This is a genomic window from Streptomyces sp. NPDC030183, assembly GCF_055573455.1.
Genome location: NZ_JBVIBK010000005.1, coordinates 192973 through 208721 on the forward strand (window position 1 = coordinate 192973; position 15749 = coordinate 208721).

Below are 15749 nucleotides of genomic sequence, written 5' to 3' on the forward strand. Positions count from 1 at the left end.
GGCGCCGGTGCGCGCCGGCCACGCGCTCTCAGGCGGGCTGCCGGCGCTTGAGGGGCTCCCACCAGTCCCGGTTGTCGCGATACCAGGCGAACGTCTCGGCCAGCCCGGACTCGAAGTCGTGCCGCGGACGGTAGCCCAGCTCGGTCCGCAACCTGGTGCAGTCGATCGCATAGCGCCTGTCGTGGCCCTTGCGGTCCGGTACCTGCCGTACGCGCGCCCAGGTCGCGCCGACCGCCGCGAGCAGCCGCGCGGTCAGTTCCCGGTTGCTCAGCTCGACACCGCCGCTGATGTTGTAGACACGGCCCGCGACACCGCCGGCGCGGACCAGCTCGATGGCCGCGCAGTGGTCCTCGACGTGCAGCCAGTCGCGCCGGTTGAGCCCGTCGCCGTACAGCGGGACGTCACCACCGTCGAGCAGCGTCGTGAGGAACAGCGGGATGATCTTCTCGGGGAACTGCCGCGGCCCGTAGTTGTTGCTGCACCGGGTGACCCGCACGTCAAGGCCGTGGGTGCGGTGGTACGACAGGGCCAGAAGGTCCGAGGCCGCCTTGGAGGCGGCGTAGGGGGAGTTGGGGTCGAGGGGGTCCCGCTCGGTGCGGGAGCCGCTCTCCACCGAGCCGTAGACCTCGTCCGTGGACACGTGCACGAAGCGGTCGACGCCGTGTCGCAGCGCGGCGTCCAGCAGGGTCTGGGTGCCCATGACGTTGGTGCGCACGAAAGCGTCGGCGGAGACGATCGAGCGGTCCACATGGGACTCGGCGGCGAAGTGCAGCACCTGGTCGGCGTGTTGCATCAGCTTGTCGACGAGGGGAGCGTCGCAGATGTCGCCCCGGACGAACGTCAGCCTGGGATCGCCGAGGTCGAGATTGTCCAGGCTCCCGGCGTAGGTCAGGCTGTCCAGCACCGTGACCTGGGACACCCCGCTGCGCTGTGCGGTGTCGCCCGCGAGCAGCATCCGTACATAAGCGGAGCCGATGAAACCGGCGGCGCCGGTGACCAGCAGATTCACAGCCCCTCCGAAGGAAGCGGAAGCAGCACGCCCGCCTTGCACAGGCGCGCCCGCTCCATGACGTACTCGCCGTAGGGCGAATTGCCCATGCTCGCACCCAGGGCTTGGCAGTCGTCCGGGTCGATGTATCCCATGTGCATGGCGATCTCCTCGATGCAGCCGAGGCGGGTGCCCTGCCTGCGCTGCGTGTCCCTCACGAAAGTGCTCGCTTCGAGCAGGGATTCATGCGTGCCGGTGTCCAGCCACGTGACGCCCCTGCCGAGCCACACCAGTTCGGCGGTGCCCATCTTCAGGTAGACGCGCAGCACGTCGGTGATCTCCAGCTCGCCCCGGGGGGACGGCTCCAGGTCTCTGGCGATGTCCGTGACCTGGGCGTCGAAGAAGTACATCCCCGGGATGGCGAGCTTCGAGCGCGGATTGAGGGGCTTCTCCTCGATGGAGACGAGTTCGCCCTGCGCGTCGATCTCGGCGACTCCGAACCGCTCCGGGTCGGCCACCTCGTGACCGAACAGCACACAGCCACCCATCTTGAGCGCGGTACGCCGCAGCATGGTGGGCAGATTGGCGCCGTGGAAGAAGTTGTCGCCGAGGATCAGCGCGCACTGCTCGCCGCGGATGTGGTTCTCGCCCACGAGGAAGGCGTCGGCGATGCCGCGCGGCTTGTCCTGCGTGGCGTAGCCGAGGGACAGCCCCAGCTGCCGGCCGTCGCCCAGAAGCGCCTGGAAGGCGGGGAGGTCGGCAGGACGCGTGATGATGAGGATGTCCCGGATGCCCGCCAGCATGAGCATGGAGAGCGGGTAGTAGATCATCGGCTTGTCGTAGACCGGCGCCAGTTGCTTGGAACCCGCGAACGTGAGGGGCTGCAGGCGGGTGCCGTTGCCGCCCGCCAGAATGATGCCCTTCATGCGCTCCACGCTCCCTCGTGATCGGTGTTTGGGCATCCGTCGGGGGCCCGTCCTGAGCCGTTCTCATGCGCGTCTTGGGGGAGCGGGGCCGACTACCGGCGCGGGGACTTCGAGCAGGGTCATCGCATGTTCGGGATCACCGGCGCGGTGGCCCGTACCCATGAGAACCGAGCGAGACCGTGCCTGCCCGAACGGTCATTCCGCCGGACGGGGCGTCAGGCCGGGGTCAGCGTCAGGTACCGCTGCTGCCAGACGTCGTACAGCTCGGCACGCACCTCGTCGGTGACGACGCCGGCCTCCTTCGCCAGCTCGCCGACGGTGCGCACGCCGTCCACGACGCCGAGCAGCGCGAACAGCTCCTCCGACACCCTGGTCACCGGAGCTCCGTAGTAGTCCAGGGAGATCTCGTGCCATGCGGGGCCTGCCGCGGCGGCCCCGGTGCCGAGCCGTCGCGCCAGCCTGGTCACCGGCCGCAACCGGGGAACGAGCGCGTCCAGGTCGGCCGATGGGGCCGCCGAACGCCGGCGCACCAGGAAGTCCTCGACCACCAGGTAATCCAGATCGGTGGTGAGGAAGCACGTCACCACGTCGTCGATGGTCTGCACGATCGGCTCCGCGTTGTTGTTGAAGGACGTGTTGAGCAGTACCGGTGTCCCGGTGCGCTCGCCGAAGGCCGTGACGAGCCGGTGGAACCGTTCGTTCGCGACCGGGTCGACGACCTGCACTCGCGCGGTGCCGTCGATGTGGGTGACCGCGCCCAGTTCCGGCCGGCGCTCCTCGCGGACGGGAACCACGTAGGACATGAAGTCGTAGTTCGCCTCGGTGGCGGGCAGGTCGAAGTACTCGGCGGCGGCCTCGGCGGTGACCACGGGCGCGAACGGCCGGTAGCTCTCCCGCTGCTTCACCATCGCGTTGATCCTGGTCTGGTTCTCCGCCGGCCGGGCGTCCGCGATGATGCTCCGGTTGCCCAGCGCCCGCGGGCCGAACTCCGAACGTCCTTGCGCCCAGCCCAGGACCGCGCCGTCGGCCAGCAGTCCGGCCGTGACCGGCACGATGTCCTCGTGCCGCTCGAAGTCGAGCACCGCACCCCACGCGCCCAGTCGGTCGCGGATTTCCGCCTCGGTACCCAGCGCGGGGCCTGAACTCGCGGTGCGGGACCGGCGGACGGGCCGGGCCGCACCGCCCAGCTGGTCGGCCGCGAGGAAGGCGGCACCCTCGCTCGCGCCGGCGTCGTGCGATGCCGGGTGCACGAACACCTCGCGGAACAGCCCGGAGCGCAGGATGTTGCCGTTCAGGGTGGAGTTGTGGGCCACGCCGCCGCCGAAACACAGCCGGGACAGGCCGGTCGACTCGGCCCAGTGTGTCAGCACGTGCAGCACGATCTTCTCCAGCGCCTCCTGGGTCGCGGCGGCGAAGTCCTTGTGCTGCTGGGTGAACGGCTCGCCCTTGCGGCGAGGCGTGATGCCCCTCGCGAGCATCGACGGGCCGACCAGGTCGGGCACCGACATGTTCGGCAGCAGGTTGTAATCGCCCTTGTCGCCCAACATGTACAGCGAGCTGACGGCGTCGCGGAAGGTCGCCGGGTCGCCGTAGGGCGCCAGACCCATCACCTTGTACTCGTCGCCGAAGCCGTAGCCGAGCAGCTGGGTGGCGTTGAGGTAGAGCATGCCCAGTGACTTGAAGACCGGGTAGTCGGCCAGCTTCTCCAGCCGTCCCCCGCCCGACCGGTAGACGGTGCCGGAGTTCTCCTCGCCGCGGCCGTCCAGGACCAGCACCAGCGACTCCGGCATCCCGGACCTGGCCACCGCCGCGATCGCGTGCGCGTCGTGGTGCGGGGTGAAGACGAGCTTGTCGTCGCTGAGATCCCAGGCGAACTCCTCGGCGAACCACTGCTTGATCAGCTGGCGGCAGTACACCGTGGGCACCTTCGGGTGGACGGTGTAGAAGAAGTTGAGCGTGGTGTCGACGAAGTCCTCACGGAAGTAGTACGCCACGCCGTCGAGCTGGTCGACCGTCACCCCCGCCACGTCCAGGCACGCGCGGATCGCGTTGACCGGGAACTTGGTGGTCTTCTTGATCCGGTTGAACCGTTCCTCCTCGACGGCGGCGATCACCTCGCCGTCCCGCACCAGACACGCGGCCGAGTCGTGGAACAACTGGTCCGGCATGAGGGGGACCAGATCCGAGTCCCGCGCGGAGAAGTTTCCGCTCAACCCGAGCACCAACATCGTGACCACCCCAACTCGTCGATGACTTGCCGACCCGCCTGCCGTCAGGCTCGGGCCCCTGTCGGACCACGACACTGAGCTGATGCGGGGTCCTGAGGGTGCGCTAGCAGCCTAGGAGGGACGGATAGCGGATGAATATCGCCGACGGCTGGACCGGACGCGCCAGGTCAGGACGGCAGTCCGTTGCGCGGACGAGTCCGACAAGCAGTTCGGCGCGCGATACCCCGGCCGGCTCGGCGCGCGATACCCCGGCGCGGTCGCTGGAGGGCGGAACGCCTGGGACAAGGCACCCCACCGGCTGGGGGCGAGCTCAGCCGGCGTAGTGGGCCACGTACCGGTCGAGTAGCCGATCGAGGTGGCCGGCGCCGCCCGGCAGGACGGCGGTCGGCAGCAGGGCCCGCAACCGGGCGGTGGAGACCGTCGTGCGCACCGGCGGGGCGTCGACGACCTCCAGCCGGGCCGGCAGGCCCATCCGAGCCCGCACCCCGGCGGCGATCGCGGTCACCGGCACCGGTGTGCCAGAGGCGACGTGCACCACCTCGCCCTGCACGCCGGCCGCCAGCAGACCGTCCACGGTGGACACGACATCGCGCACGTCGACCAGATCCCGGTAGGTGTCCCGGTACAGCCGGACGGTTCCCGAACGCACCTGCTCGACGAACGCGGGCAGCAGTTGGTGCGGCCGCTGTCGTGCGCCGACGACATGCGCCAGCCGCAGCACGAGCCAGTTCGCGCCCGAGTCCGCCACCTGCCGCTCCAGCCCGAGTTTGTGCCGCCCGTAGGGCGAACTCGGCGAGACGGGTTCCCGTTCCTCCACGACGTGGTCGGTCGAGCCGTACATCGCGTGCGACGCGGTCGACAGCACCACCGCCGTCAGGTTCTCTCGCAGGCAGCGCTGCGTCACATCGGCCATGAGCGCCCGCTCCCTGGCGAACTCCGCCGGATCGGTCACCCGTACGCTGGACACACCGGCAGCCACCACCACGGCGTGCGGGTGCCGGTCGGCGATCGTGCTGAGGTGGCTTGCGATGAAGCCCCGGCCGATGACGAGCATCAGTGTCCTCCGGACACGGTGACGACGCGAGCGGATGCCCTGATGGCGTCAAGAAGTCGGGCGGTGCACAGGGTGTCGGCATTGGAGGCCGCTGCCGGGTCCGGCACGCCGGCTCGGCGGGCTCGGACCTCGGCGGTGAAAGCGGCAGCCGATCGGGCGAACTGGTCGGCGGCCGGCGTCACGATCTCCTCGGCATGGTCCTGTTCATCGATGCGCAGCACCGGCTGGTGGGTCGGGGGTGGGGTGAACGCGCGCTCCAGCAGCAGCTGGGCGGACGAGCCCCACAGCCGGTAGCGGGAACCGTAGCTGTGCCGGAAGCCGAACTCGGCCGTCACGACCACGTCGCCGGTCGTGAGCAGCACGCTGCCGGACACGTCGACTCCGGTGACCGGATCCACGTGCAGCACCGCGCCGGCGACCTCGATCTCGTTGCCGAACAACAGTTGCGCCGCCCGGATCGGGTAGACACCGGCGTCCAGCAACGCCCCGCCGCCCAGTTCGGGCCGGTAACGCACGTCGGTGTCGGGAAGCGGCGGGAAGCAGAACGAACTGGTGAAGTGCCGAGGCTCGCCGATCCGACCGGCGCTCACCAGGTTCCGCACGACGGCGTGCACCGGGTGGTGCACGAACGTGAAGTTCTCGCGCAGCACGAGATTGTTCACTTCGGCCAGGCGCACCAGATCAGCCGTGTCGGCGGCGCACGTCGTCAGCGGTTTCTCCGCCAGGACGTGCTTTCCGGCCGCGAGCGCGGCCGCGGCCCACTCGTGATGGAGGGCGTTCGGCAGCGGGACGTAGACGGCGTCGATGTCGGCGCGCTCCAACAGCGCCGCGTACCCTTCGATCGGCTCGCCACCGAACCGCTCGGTGAACGCCGCGGCCCTGGACCGGTCCCGGCTCGCGATGGCCGCGACCGACACCCCGGCCGTACCGGTCAGAGCAGGTAGCATTCGCCGCCACGCGGTGGATGCCGTCCCCAGCACACCGATCCGCACTGTCGCCGCCGGGTCGAAGTCCGCTCCGGGGGCGGAGTCAGCGAGAGGCCGGGCCATCAGGCGCCCCCACCCGGCGCGACCGGACCGTCGTCGTCGCGAGCCACGAGGCTGTGCAGGCACGCCACCAGACTGCGGGCCTGCACGTTCACGTAGTGGCTGTGCCGTAGCAACCCGACGATCTGGGCCATGGTCATCCACCGGTGCCGGGCCGGTCCGGCACCGTTCTCCAGCACCGGGTCGACCTCGACGATCATGTGCCGGGTACGGGCGTGGAGGAACCGGCCGCCCTCCTCGGAGAGCTCGCTGTCGAACCGGATCCGGTCGGCCGGCGCGGCCAGCACGTCGTCCAGGAAGGGCGGCCTGGCTTCGGCCGGCAGGTGCTCGTAGTTGTCCGGCGTGCACTGCACCGTCGGCGCCAGCTCGACGAAGTCCAGGCCCGGCTCCGCATGGGCGCCGACCAGTATGTGCAACACCCCGGAGAACCGGGCGACCAGGAACGCCACGACGCCGAGCCCGTGCGGGGCGATGACCGGCTGCGTCCAGCTGTCGATCTCGCGGCCCCCGCCGTCCACCGCGACCGCGCGGACGTCGAAGAACACGCCCGTGTCGTGAGTGATCCGGTCGGGCTGCCGGCGCCAGCCGCGCACCTCGCACAGCGGGATCGGGGTGGCCTCGACCTCGCGGCGGGACCGCAGGTCGGTGATCCAGCTCAGGAGCTCGCCGTCGGTGTGCAGTGCGCCCCACTCCGTTCCGATCGACCGCACGAGGGCCGCCCGGAACCCGGACGCGCCACAGCCCAGCTCGCCGACGAGGTTCGGTCCGGACAAGGACAGGCAGGACAGCACAGTGCGCGTGTCCATGTTGACGAGGTGGTCCTCGGCGAGCAGCGCGTGCACCTGGCCCAGTGACAGCCAGCAGAAGCCGGGCAGCACCTCGACGTCCGCGGTGGCCTCCACGACGATGTTGCGGTTGCGTTTGCGGTAGAACCACGAGCCTTGCTCGGACTGCAGCACGTCGGCGAGCACCGACCGCGGTGGCGCGGACAGGAACATGTCCACATAGGGCACCGGGCGGCCGCGGTGTACCGCGGTGTAGTTGCTCTGCGTGGCCTGCACGGTCGGGGACAGTTGCAACACGTTGCAGTTGCCCGGCTCCATCTTGGCCTGCATCAGGCAGTGCAGCACCCCGTCGAACTCCTTGACCAGGATGCCCAGCACGCCGGTCTCCGGCTGATTGATGATGGGCTGCGACCAGCTCGCCACCGGGCCGTGAGCGGCGGCCACCGACAGGCCCTCGATGGTGAAGAACTTCCCGCTGTCGTGCACCAGGTTGCCGGTGTCGTCGGCGAAACGCCAGCCGACCAGGTCGGCGAAGTCGATGCCGACGACCGTGGTGGTCCCGGCCAGGGCCAGCCGTTCGGCGAACCAGGACCGGAAGTCCGGTGTGGCCGTCACGGTGCCCTCGGTGGACAGTGCTGACCGGACGACACGCAGCGCCGCCGACGGGTCGCGGGTCCGAAGCAGACCACCGGGGGCGACCGGGGATGCGGTCATTCGGACTCCTTCGTGGATACCCCGACCTTCGGGCCGGGAAGAGAACGAACTTCTGCGGGGCAGGGCAAGAAATCGCAGGACCGACGGCCGGCACTCCGGCCATCGCCGTGACAGCGGGTCGACAGCGGGCCGTGCGGCAGAAAGCGCGACTGGCGAGGGTCGGAACTCCCTGCCGCAGCCGGGAGAGCGGTCAAGGTTCCTCCAGTTCCGGCTGGGGAAGGGCTGCCACCGGAAGCCGTCAGCGCCGGGTGGCGGCGTGCTTCTCGATGACGTCCGCGGCGGCGGCCACGCCTCGATCAGCGCGCACCGAAACCGCCAGCGCCGCCGCCCGAGTGGCGATCGCCGGATCGTCGACGGCGGTTCGCACGGCGGCGGCCAGCCGGTCGCCGGTCAACCGGGAGAACGGCACCGGCGGCGGTGCGACGCCCAGCGCGGCCATCCGGCCCGCCCACACCGGCTGGTCGGCAAAGCAAGGTACGACGACCTGTGGCACGCCGGCGGACACCACGGCCGCGGTGGTGCCCTGGCCGCCGTGGTGCAGTACGGCGGCGGCGCGGGGCAGCAGCCAGACGAAGTCGGCGCTTTCGGTCCGGATCGCCTCGACGCCGGCGGGCAGCGGGCCGTCCGGGCCGCCGACGACCAGCAGCCGGTGTCCGGTCGCCGCCGCTGCCGCCACGCTCGCCGCGAGCAGTCCGGGACCGTCCACCGCCCAGGAGCTGCCGAAGGTGGCCACCAGGGGCGGATCGCCGCGTTCGACGAACTCGGTCACCTCCGCCGGGTTCTCCCAACGCGCGTTGTCCGACCAGTACCCGGTGATGTGACACTGCTCCGGCCAGTCCGCGGGCGGCGCGAACACGTGCGGGCTGAACTGGTACAGCAGCGGCCGGGTGACCCCGTCGTCACGGAAGGGTGAGCGGAGCCCGAGTCGCGGCAGCCCGGCGGCGGTCCGGCCGCGGTTCACGCTGGGCCGGTACACCAGCCACTCCAGCGTGCCCATGGCCCGGTGGGTGAACCGGTTGTAACCGCCGCCCAGCGACAGCTCCGGCGCGCCCAGCGCGGGCCACGCGGCGGTCTCGGTCACCGGCCAGGACGCGACCGAACACCACGGCACGTCCGGCCGGGCCAGCGCGCCGATCCGGGTCAGCGTGGTGTTGACGACCAGGTCCGCGCCCTTGCCGGCGGCCACCATCTCGTCGATCAGGGCCTGCTGCTGGGCACCGGTCAGCCGTGGCGCCGCCATGGCCATCCGGTACATCGACGGCCCACGTCGCAAGGCGGCCCGCACCTTAGGATCGCTCAGCACCGACTCGGCGTAGCCGGCGGGCAGCGCTTCGAGAGCCCGGAAGCCGAGACCGGCCCGGTCGGCCAAGCTCCTGAACTCCGCCCCGGCTGCCAGCACCACCTCGTGCCCACGAGCCTTCAGCTCGACGCCGAGCACCACGAACGGCTGCACGTCACCGCGCGAACCGATGGTCAGCAGGACGATCCGCATCGTTCTCCTCGAGTCCGTCACTCCGCCGGACGGGCGTCAGGCCGGGGTCAGCGTCAGGTACCGCCGCTGCCGGTGGTCCTCGCCCGTCGAATGAGCTGACGACCCGCCCGCCATCGAGCCGTCCCGGCCAGGCCGAGCCTAGGCGGGACGGATAGCGTCCGAATATCGCCGGACGTCTCGCCCGAGCGCGTCGCCGTCGAGGCGTTGCAGCAGACGGCGGATGGTGGCCGGATGCGGTACGGCCCCGGACGCCGGTGAGCGGGTCGGGTGGGAAGCCGAGGTCGCCCAGGACGGACGGCGCGGCGTCGGTGGTCCGTCCGTTCGCCGATCGGGACAAGGCAGCGGGCGCCGGCCGGCACGGCCGCGGCGGCCGCGACAAGGGCAGCGTCGGATACCGCCGTCCTCGATGGCCGCGTGGAACCACATGAGCACCGGCGCCGGCCACTGACGGCGTCGGCCCGCCGACGCGGCACATGGCCGGGCCCGAGCCCTGGAAGCGACGTGCCACGGCCCCAGGGATCGTGGTCCGGCCCGGGGTCCTTCTCCCGCGGAGACCGTCGGAAGGGCCCGCCCCTCGCCCGGAGCCCGGCGCCGTCAGGCGTCCTTGCGCCGGGCGAGCGTGATGCCGTCGGCCATGGTGAGCATGCTCAGGTCCACCCGCTCGTCCGCGCGCAGGCGGGTGTTGAGTTCACGGATGCCCGCGGTGTCGGCGTCCGTGAACTGCGGATCGGTGACCCGGCCGAAGAAGAGCGTGTTGTCCACGACGACGAGGCCGCCGGGTGCGAGCAGTTCCAGGGAGAGCTCGTAGTAGCGCGGGTAGTTCGCCTTGTCCGCGTCGATGAACACCAGGTCGAAGACGCCCCGGCCCTCGTCGGCGAGCAGCTTCTCCAGGGTCTCCGTCGCGTCGCCGACCCGGAGGTCGATCAGTCCGTCCACCCCGGCCCGCTTCCAGAACTCCGCGCCGATGGAGGGCCAGCGATCGGTGATGTCGCATGTCACCAGTCGTCCGTGGGCCGGCAGGGCGCGGGCCATGCACAGGGTGCTGTAGCCGGTGAAGGTGCCGATCTCCAGGACCGCGGCCGCCCGGGTGAGCCGGACCAGCAGCGCGAGCAACTGTCCTTCCTCCGCGGGCACCTGAAGGGCGACGCCGCCGGGCAGCCCGGCGGTCGCTTCGCGCAGTTCCAGCAGGATGTCGTCCTCGCGCAGCGAGGTCTGCCTGACGTACTCGAGAAGCTGTGGCGTCATGCCGATCTGCTCGGCCATGGGGGGGGTCTCCGTCCCGGTGGGAGTCGGTGTGAGCGGCACGCCAGGCGGCGGGGGAGCGCCGGGCGACGAGCCGTGCGTGCTCGGGTACGGACCCGCCTCGGCGTCGTTCCGCGCGATCAGAGCCCGGCGTGCCCGGGGGCGGGGGAAACCTGGGGGCCGTGGCCGCCCACGCCCTCGTCGTCCGCGCCGTGCCACAGCTTGGCGTCGTAGGGAATGTCGGACACCGCGATGGTGTCTCGTTCTCCGGCCGGCGGGCCGGCCGACACAGCGTCGGCCGGTTCACCGACGAGTGCGCGCACATGCAGGCGCAGCCGTTCCACGTCGTCGGCCAGTCTGGTGAGCGAGGGAGGCTCGCCGAATCCGGAGGACCGCAGTGAGCCGACGCAGTGCGCCAGCCGGTCGACGGTGTGGAGCAGTTCTCTGATGGCGGCTGGGGGCATCGAGCTTCCTCCGAGTCTGCCTAGTGAGTGCCCGCGCCGAAGACCGGGAGCGAGCTCAGGCGGTCGCGGACCATGCTGTGCACCGCGTCCGCGTGATCATTGAGAAAGAAGTGACCGCCCTTGAACACCTGCGTGGCGAACGGCCCCTCCGTGTACTCGCGCCACGCCTCGACCTCGGCCACGGCCGCACGCGGGTCGGCGTCCCCCGTCAGCGCCACCACCGGGCAGCGCAGTGGCGGTCCCGGCACATGGACGTAGGTCTCCGCCGCGCGATAGTCGCCCCGTATGGCGGGCATGACCATCTGGAGGATCTCCGGGTCGGCCAGCGCCACGGCGCCGGATCCGCCCAGCAGCTCCAACTCCCGCAGGATTCCCTGGTCGTCGCGCTGGTGGATGTACTCACTGCGTTCGAAGCGCGGCGCCCGGCGCCCGGAGAGGAACACGGTGACCGGACTGTTCGCCCCGCCCTCCCGCTCCAGTCGGCGGGCCACCTCGTAGGCGAGGGTGGCGCCCATGCTGTGCCCGAACAGCGCCAGCGGCCGGTCGTCGGCCGACGCGGTCAGGACCGGCACCAGCCGGTCGACCAGCTCCGGAACGTTGTCGACGCACTTCTCGGCCCGACGGTCCTGACGGCCCGGGTACTGCACGGCCAGCACCTCCGCGGCGGGCGGCAGCGCGCCCGCCATGGCGTGATAGGCACTCGCCGATCCGCCGGCGTGCGGGAAACACACCAGCCGTGTCCGGGCCCGGGGGGCGGCCACGAAGCACCGGAGCCACAGGTCCGTTTCCTCGGCGCTTCGATCCATCGTCCGTCCTTCGCCCTGGTAGGTCATGTGCCTGGCGGCAACGTAACGGAGGTTAGGCAGCCCGAATCGGTGGCGGCCACCCCTAGCCACCCCCTACCACCCCCAGAGATCCTCCCGGCCACCCCAGATCCGCTGCCTCGGCGCGGGCGGCAGCCGGTAGAAAGTGCTGCATGAGATCTTCCGGACGGGTATCAGGCAGGCTCATGGCAACAAGTGATCTTCATGTGGCCTATCCGGAGAACCGGCACATCGTGGCCGGCATGCGTCCCCGGTCCGACGACGACTGGCTCATCGTGGCCGGCGACGTCGGTGAGATTACCGAGGACTTCACGTGGGCGCTGACCCTGCTGCGAGAACGATTCGACACTGTGATCTGGGCACCGGGGAACCACGAACTCTGGACCCCTCCCGGCGACCCCGTCCAGTTGCGCGGCGAGGAACGCTACCGCCATCTCGTGGACATCTGCCGCGGGCTCGGCGTCCTCACCCCGCAGGACCCCTATCCCGTGTGGGACGGACCGGGCGGCCCCGTCACCGTCGCACCCCTCTTCGTCCTCTACGACTACAGCTTCCGCACCCCCACCGCCGCGACCAAGGAGCAGGCGCTCACCCAGGCATACGAGGCCGGTGTGGTGTGCACCGACGAGATGCTCCTGCATCCCGACCCCTACCCGAGCCGCGAGGCGTGGTGCCACGCCCGGCTGGTGGAGACCGAGCGCCGGCTCGCCGAGCGCGATCCCGAGCTGCCGACCGTACTGGTCAACCACTTTCCCCTGGTACGGGATCCGACAAGGGTCCTGTACCACCCGGAGTTCGCCCAGTGGTGCGGAACCGAACAGACCGCCAAGTGGCATGTGCGGTTCGACGCCAAGGTCGTGGTCTACGGCCATCTGCACATCCCCCGCACCACCTGGCACGACGGAGTCCGCTTCGAGGAGGTCTCGGTCGGTTACCCGCGCGAGCACCGGCAACGCGGCATGCCCCGAGGCGTCCTGCGCCAGATCCTTCCGGCGGTGACCGCGTGATCGACCAGTTGCTGCCCGCCACGGTGGCCTCCGCCTGGGCCAGGGAGGACCATCCCGACACCTGCCTGTTCCCCGAGGAGGAAGCGGCACTCGGCGACGCCGTCGACAAACGCCGCCGCGAGTACACCACCGTACGGGCCTGCGCCCGCAGGGCCTTCACCCAACTCGGCATGGAACCGGCCCCCGTCGTCCCCGGCCACCGCGGGGCGCCGCGGTGGCCGGACGGACTGGTCGGAAGCATGACGCACTGCGCCGGCTACCGTGCCGCCGCCCTCGCCCGGGCGTCCGACGCCCTCGCCCTGGGGATCGACGCCGAGCCCCACCAGCCCCTGCCGGAGGGGGTCCTCGACGTCGTGGCCCGGCCCGAGGAACGCTCCTGGATCGCAGGGCGGGGCGGTGGTACCGGAGTGTGGTGGGACCGGCTGCTGTTCGGTGCCAAGGAAGCCGTCTTCAAGGTCTGGTACCCACTCACCGGCCGAGAACTGGACTTCGACGAGGCCGTCGTCGATTTCCGTCCCCGGGAAGTCGCCCCGGGACACGCGTCGGGTGACTTCGACGCCCGGCTGCTGGTGCCCGGTCCACGCATGCTCACGGAACTCTCCGGCCGCTGGCTGGTGCGGGACGGCCTGTCCGTCACCGCGATCGTCCTGCCCGCTCGGCCACCCGTACACGGGTGACGGCTGCGGAGAGGGTTCCACCCACTGTCGCGTCGCGTGGTGCGCGCCCAGCGTGCCACGGGGGACCTCGCGATCGACGGAATCGCATCATGTTTTCGTAGGGGTGAGGCAGTTATGGAGTTCTTGTTGTTAGGTCCCCTGGTCATCCGGTCGGGCGGGAACGAGGTGAGAGTGCCCGCCGCGAGGCAGCGGGTCATTCTCGCCGCCCTGGTGCTCAACGCGAACCGAGTGGTCCCGGTGGACAACATCGCGAGCTTTGTCTGGGACGGCACCCCGCCGCCCAGCGCCACCGCCACGATCCGCACCTATGTCATGAGGTTGCGCCAGGTCCTGGGCATGGCCGGGAGGGCGCGGATCACCACCCGAGCGCCCGGCTATCTGATCGAACTGGAGGAGGACGAGACCGACCTCGGACGGTTCACCGCCCACCGGAAGACCGCCGACGCCCTCGTCCAGGCGGGCCGCACCGCGCAAGCCGCTGAGGAACTCCGCAAAGCGCTCGCCCTGTGGCGGCACGACCCGCTGATGGACGTACCCTCGCGCACCCTTCAGGACACGGAGGTCTCTCATCTGCAGCGGCTCCATCTGCAGACCCGCATCTGGTGCGTGGACCTCGACCTCGATCTTCAGCGCCATGCCGAGATCCTGCCCGAGCTGTGGCAGATGGTGCGGGAACACCCGCTCCACGAGGGGCTCATCGGCCGTCTCATGCTGGCGCTGTTCCGCTCGGGCCAGCAGCCGGAGGCCCTCGACCTGTTCCAGCGGACCCGCGCCGCGCTCATCGACCAGCTCGGCACGGAGCCCGGCTCCGAACTGCGGGCCGTCCAGCGGCGCATCCTGCGCGCCGAGGACGAGCCGCCGCGGCACCGGGCCGCCTTCGAGGAGCGCCCCGAGGTACACGGCGGCCCCGGCCGACCCTGGCCCGGCTGGCCGACCCCGGCCCAACTGCCCCAGGGCGTCACGGACTTCACTTCCCGAGACCGGGAGACCACCGCTCTGGAACGGCTGCTGCGGGGCAAGGCGCCCGCCGCGGACCCGGCCACCACGGTCGTGATCAACGGTGCGGCCGGCATCGGCAAGACCGCGCTGGCACTGCACGCGGCCCACGCCGTCCGCGGTGACTTCGCCGACGGACAGGTCTACGCGGACCTGGAGGGCAGCACGGGGAAACCCGCGCAACCCGCCGAGGTCCTCACCCGGCTGCTCGTCGGCCTCGGGGTGCCCGATGTCGCGGTGCCGAGAACGATGGTCAACCGCACCTCCCTCTTCCGGTCCCTGGTCGCCGACCGCCGCATCCTCATCGTGCTCGACGACGCCGTGAGCACCGCCCAGGTCCGCCCCCTCATCCCCGGCAGCGGGGGAAGCCGGGTGATCGTCACCAGCCGCCACCGGCTCGCTGACCTCGAAGGGGTCCACGACGTCAGCCTGGACGCGCTCGGCGAGGAAGCCTCGCTGCGACTGCTGGAACGATTCGTCGGTCGTTCCCGCATGGACGCCGAACGCGCCGCCGCACACCGGCTCGTCGAAGCGTGCGCCGGTGTGCCGCTGGCCCTGCGCATCGTCGGCACCCGGCTGCGCTCACGACCCCGCCGCAGCCTCGGAGCCCTGGCCCACCGCCTGCTCGAACAGCGGCGCCTGCTCGACGAACTGCACATCGGCGACCTGTCGGTCCGCACCGGACTCGACGCGGGATACGCCGCCCTGCGCGGCCGGTCCGTGCACGGCGTCGATCTCGCGGCGGCGTTCCGCAGACTCGGCGCGGGCAACATGCCGTACGTCCGCGGCGAGACCGCCGCGGTGCTGCTGGGCTGCTCCCAGGAGAACGCCGAGGACGTGCTCGACGTGCTGGTCGACGCACACCTGCTGCGCGAGCACGACCACTTCCGCTACCACCTCGACGCCCTGGTGCGCGCCTACGCCCGTGAGCGCGCCGAAGCCGAGGAGCCTCCGGAGTACCGGACGGAGACACTGCGCTGCCTGCTCCGGTGGTATCTGCAGACCCTCCTCCGGAGCGTTCGTCCAGGCCGGGCGGAGGAACCGGAAGGGACGTACCTACTGCGCCCGCCGACCGTGAACTGGACGGACGACGACCGCGCCGGACTCGTCGAGGCCCTCGCCGAGGCGGAGCGGATCGGCGTCGACCTGGTCGGCAGCCGACTGGTCGGTGAACTACGGGCACGGCTGCCACAGGTCGTGGCGCCCCACGCCGCGTCCGGATGAACCCCGCGCGACCACGGACCGCCGCCCGTCCCGTCCTCCCCGCCGCCGTTCCTACGGCACCTGGTCGAGGCCGGTGCGCCGG

At 71.0% G+C, this 15749-nt stretch carries 13 protein-coding genes; 3 read left to right on the forward strand and 10 right to left on the reverse strand.

All coding sequences use genetic code 11. The features are described from left to right. Positions 1-28 precede the first annotated feature (28 nt). The 10 genes from rfbB to ACZ4Z2_RS08075 all read right to left on the reverse strand — a co-directional run bounded on the left by rfbB (position 29) and on the right by ACZ4Z2_RS08075 (position 11745). Entirely contained in the window at positions 29-1009 is a 981-nt protein-coding gene (rfbB, locus tag ACZ4Z2_RS08030) for a dTDP-glucose 4,6-dehydratase (RefSeq protein WP_468073545.1), read from the reverse strand. Then, positions 1006-1914, reverse strand: a complete 909-nt coding sequence (rfbA, locus tag ACZ4Z2_RS08035) for a glucose-1-phosphate thymidylyltransferase RfbA (protein WP_468073547.1) — start codon at positions 1912-1914, stop codon at positions 1006-1008. Before rfbA ends, rfbB begins: the two co-directional genes overlap by 4 nt. Positions 1915-2129: 215 nt before the next feature. Next, positions 2130-4082, reverse strand: a complete 1953-nt coding sequence (locus ACZ4Z2_RS08040; protein WP_468073548.1) for a carbamoyltransferase family protein — start codon at positions 4080-4082, stop codon at positions 2130-2132. Between the two features lie 370 nt (positions 4083-4452). Then, a complete protein-coding gene (locus ACZ4Z2_RS08045) occupies positions 4453-5196 on the reverse strand; it encodes an NAD-dependent epimerase/dehydratase family protein (RefSeq protein WP_468073550.1) in 744 nt (247 codons plus the stop codon). After that, complete coding sequence (locus ACZ4Z2_RS08050; protein ID WP_468073552.1) at positions 5196-6188, reverse strand: Gfo/Idh/MocA family protein; 993 nt, start codon at positions 6186-6188, stop codon at positions 5196-5198. Before ACZ4Z2_RS08050 ends, ACZ4Z2_RS08045 begins: the two co-directional genes overlap by 1 nt. A gap of 56 nt (positions 6189-6244) precedes the next feature. Beyond that, positions 6245-7741 (reverse strand): NDP-hexose 2,3-dehydratase family protein, encoded by a 1497-nt coding sequence (locus ACZ4Z2_RS08055; protein WP_468073554.1) that lies wholly within the window; start codon positions 7739-7741, stop codon positions 6245-6247. A 238-nt stretch (positions 7742-7979) separates the two neighbouring features. Continuing rightward, positions 7980-9233: a glycosyltransferase gene (locus ACZ4Z2_RS08060; RefSeq protein ID WP_468073555.1), complete on the reverse strand. Its 1254-nt coding sequence runs from the start codon at positions 9231-9233 to the stop codon at positions 7980-7982. Between the two features lie 594 nt (positions 9234-9827). Further along, the gene (locus ACZ4Z2_RS08065) at positions 9828-10496 is read right to left on the reverse strand and encodes an O-methyltransferase (protein WP_468073557.1); all 669 of its coding nucleotides are present in this window, start codon (positions 10494-10496) and stop codon (positions 9828-9830) included. A 119-nt stretch (positions 10497-10615) separates the two neighbouring features. Continuing rightward, complete coding sequence (locus ACZ4Z2_RS08070; protein ID WP_468073558.1) at positions 10616-10939, reverse strand: hypothetical protein; 324 nt, start codon at positions 10937-10939, stop codon at positions 10616-10618. Between the two features lie 20 nt (positions 10940-10959). Further along, complete coding sequence (locus ACZ4Z2_RS08075) at positions 10960-11745, reverse strand: thioesterase II family protein (RefSeq protein WP_468073559.1); 786 nt, start codon at positions 11743-11745, stop codon at positions 10960-10962. Between the two features lie 203 nt (positions 11746-11948). Here ACZ4Z2_RS08075 and ACZ4Z2_RS08080 point away from each other — a divergent pair, with 203 nt between their 5' ends. The 3 genes from ACZ4Z2_RS08080 to ACZ4Z2_RS08090 all read left to right on the forward strand — a co-directional run bounded on the left by ACZ4Z2_RS08080 (position 11949) and on the right by ACZ4Z2_RS08090 (position 15667). Further along, complete coding sequence (locus ACZ4Z2_RS08080; protein ID WP_468073560.1) at positions 11949-12770, forward strand: metallophosphoesterase family protein; 822 nt, start codon at positions 11949-11951, stop codon at positions 12768-12770. Next, positions 12767-13447: a 4'-phosphopantetheinyl transferase family protein gene (locus tag ACZ4Z2_RS08085; RefSeq protein ID WP_468073562.1), complete on the forward strand. Its 681-nt coding sequence runs from the start codon at positions 12767-12769 to the stop codon at positions 13445-13447. Before ACZ4Z2_RS08080 ends, ACZ4Z2_RS08085 begins: the two co-directional genes overlap by 4 nt. Before the next feature lie 171 nt (positions 13448-13618). Beyond that, entirely contained in the window at positions 13619-15667 is a 2049-nt protein-coding gene (locus ACZ4Z2_RS08090) for an AfsR/SARP family transcriptional regulator (RefSeq protein ID WP_468073564.1), read from the forward strand. The last annotated feature ends 82 nt before the right edge of the window (positions 15668-15749 follow it).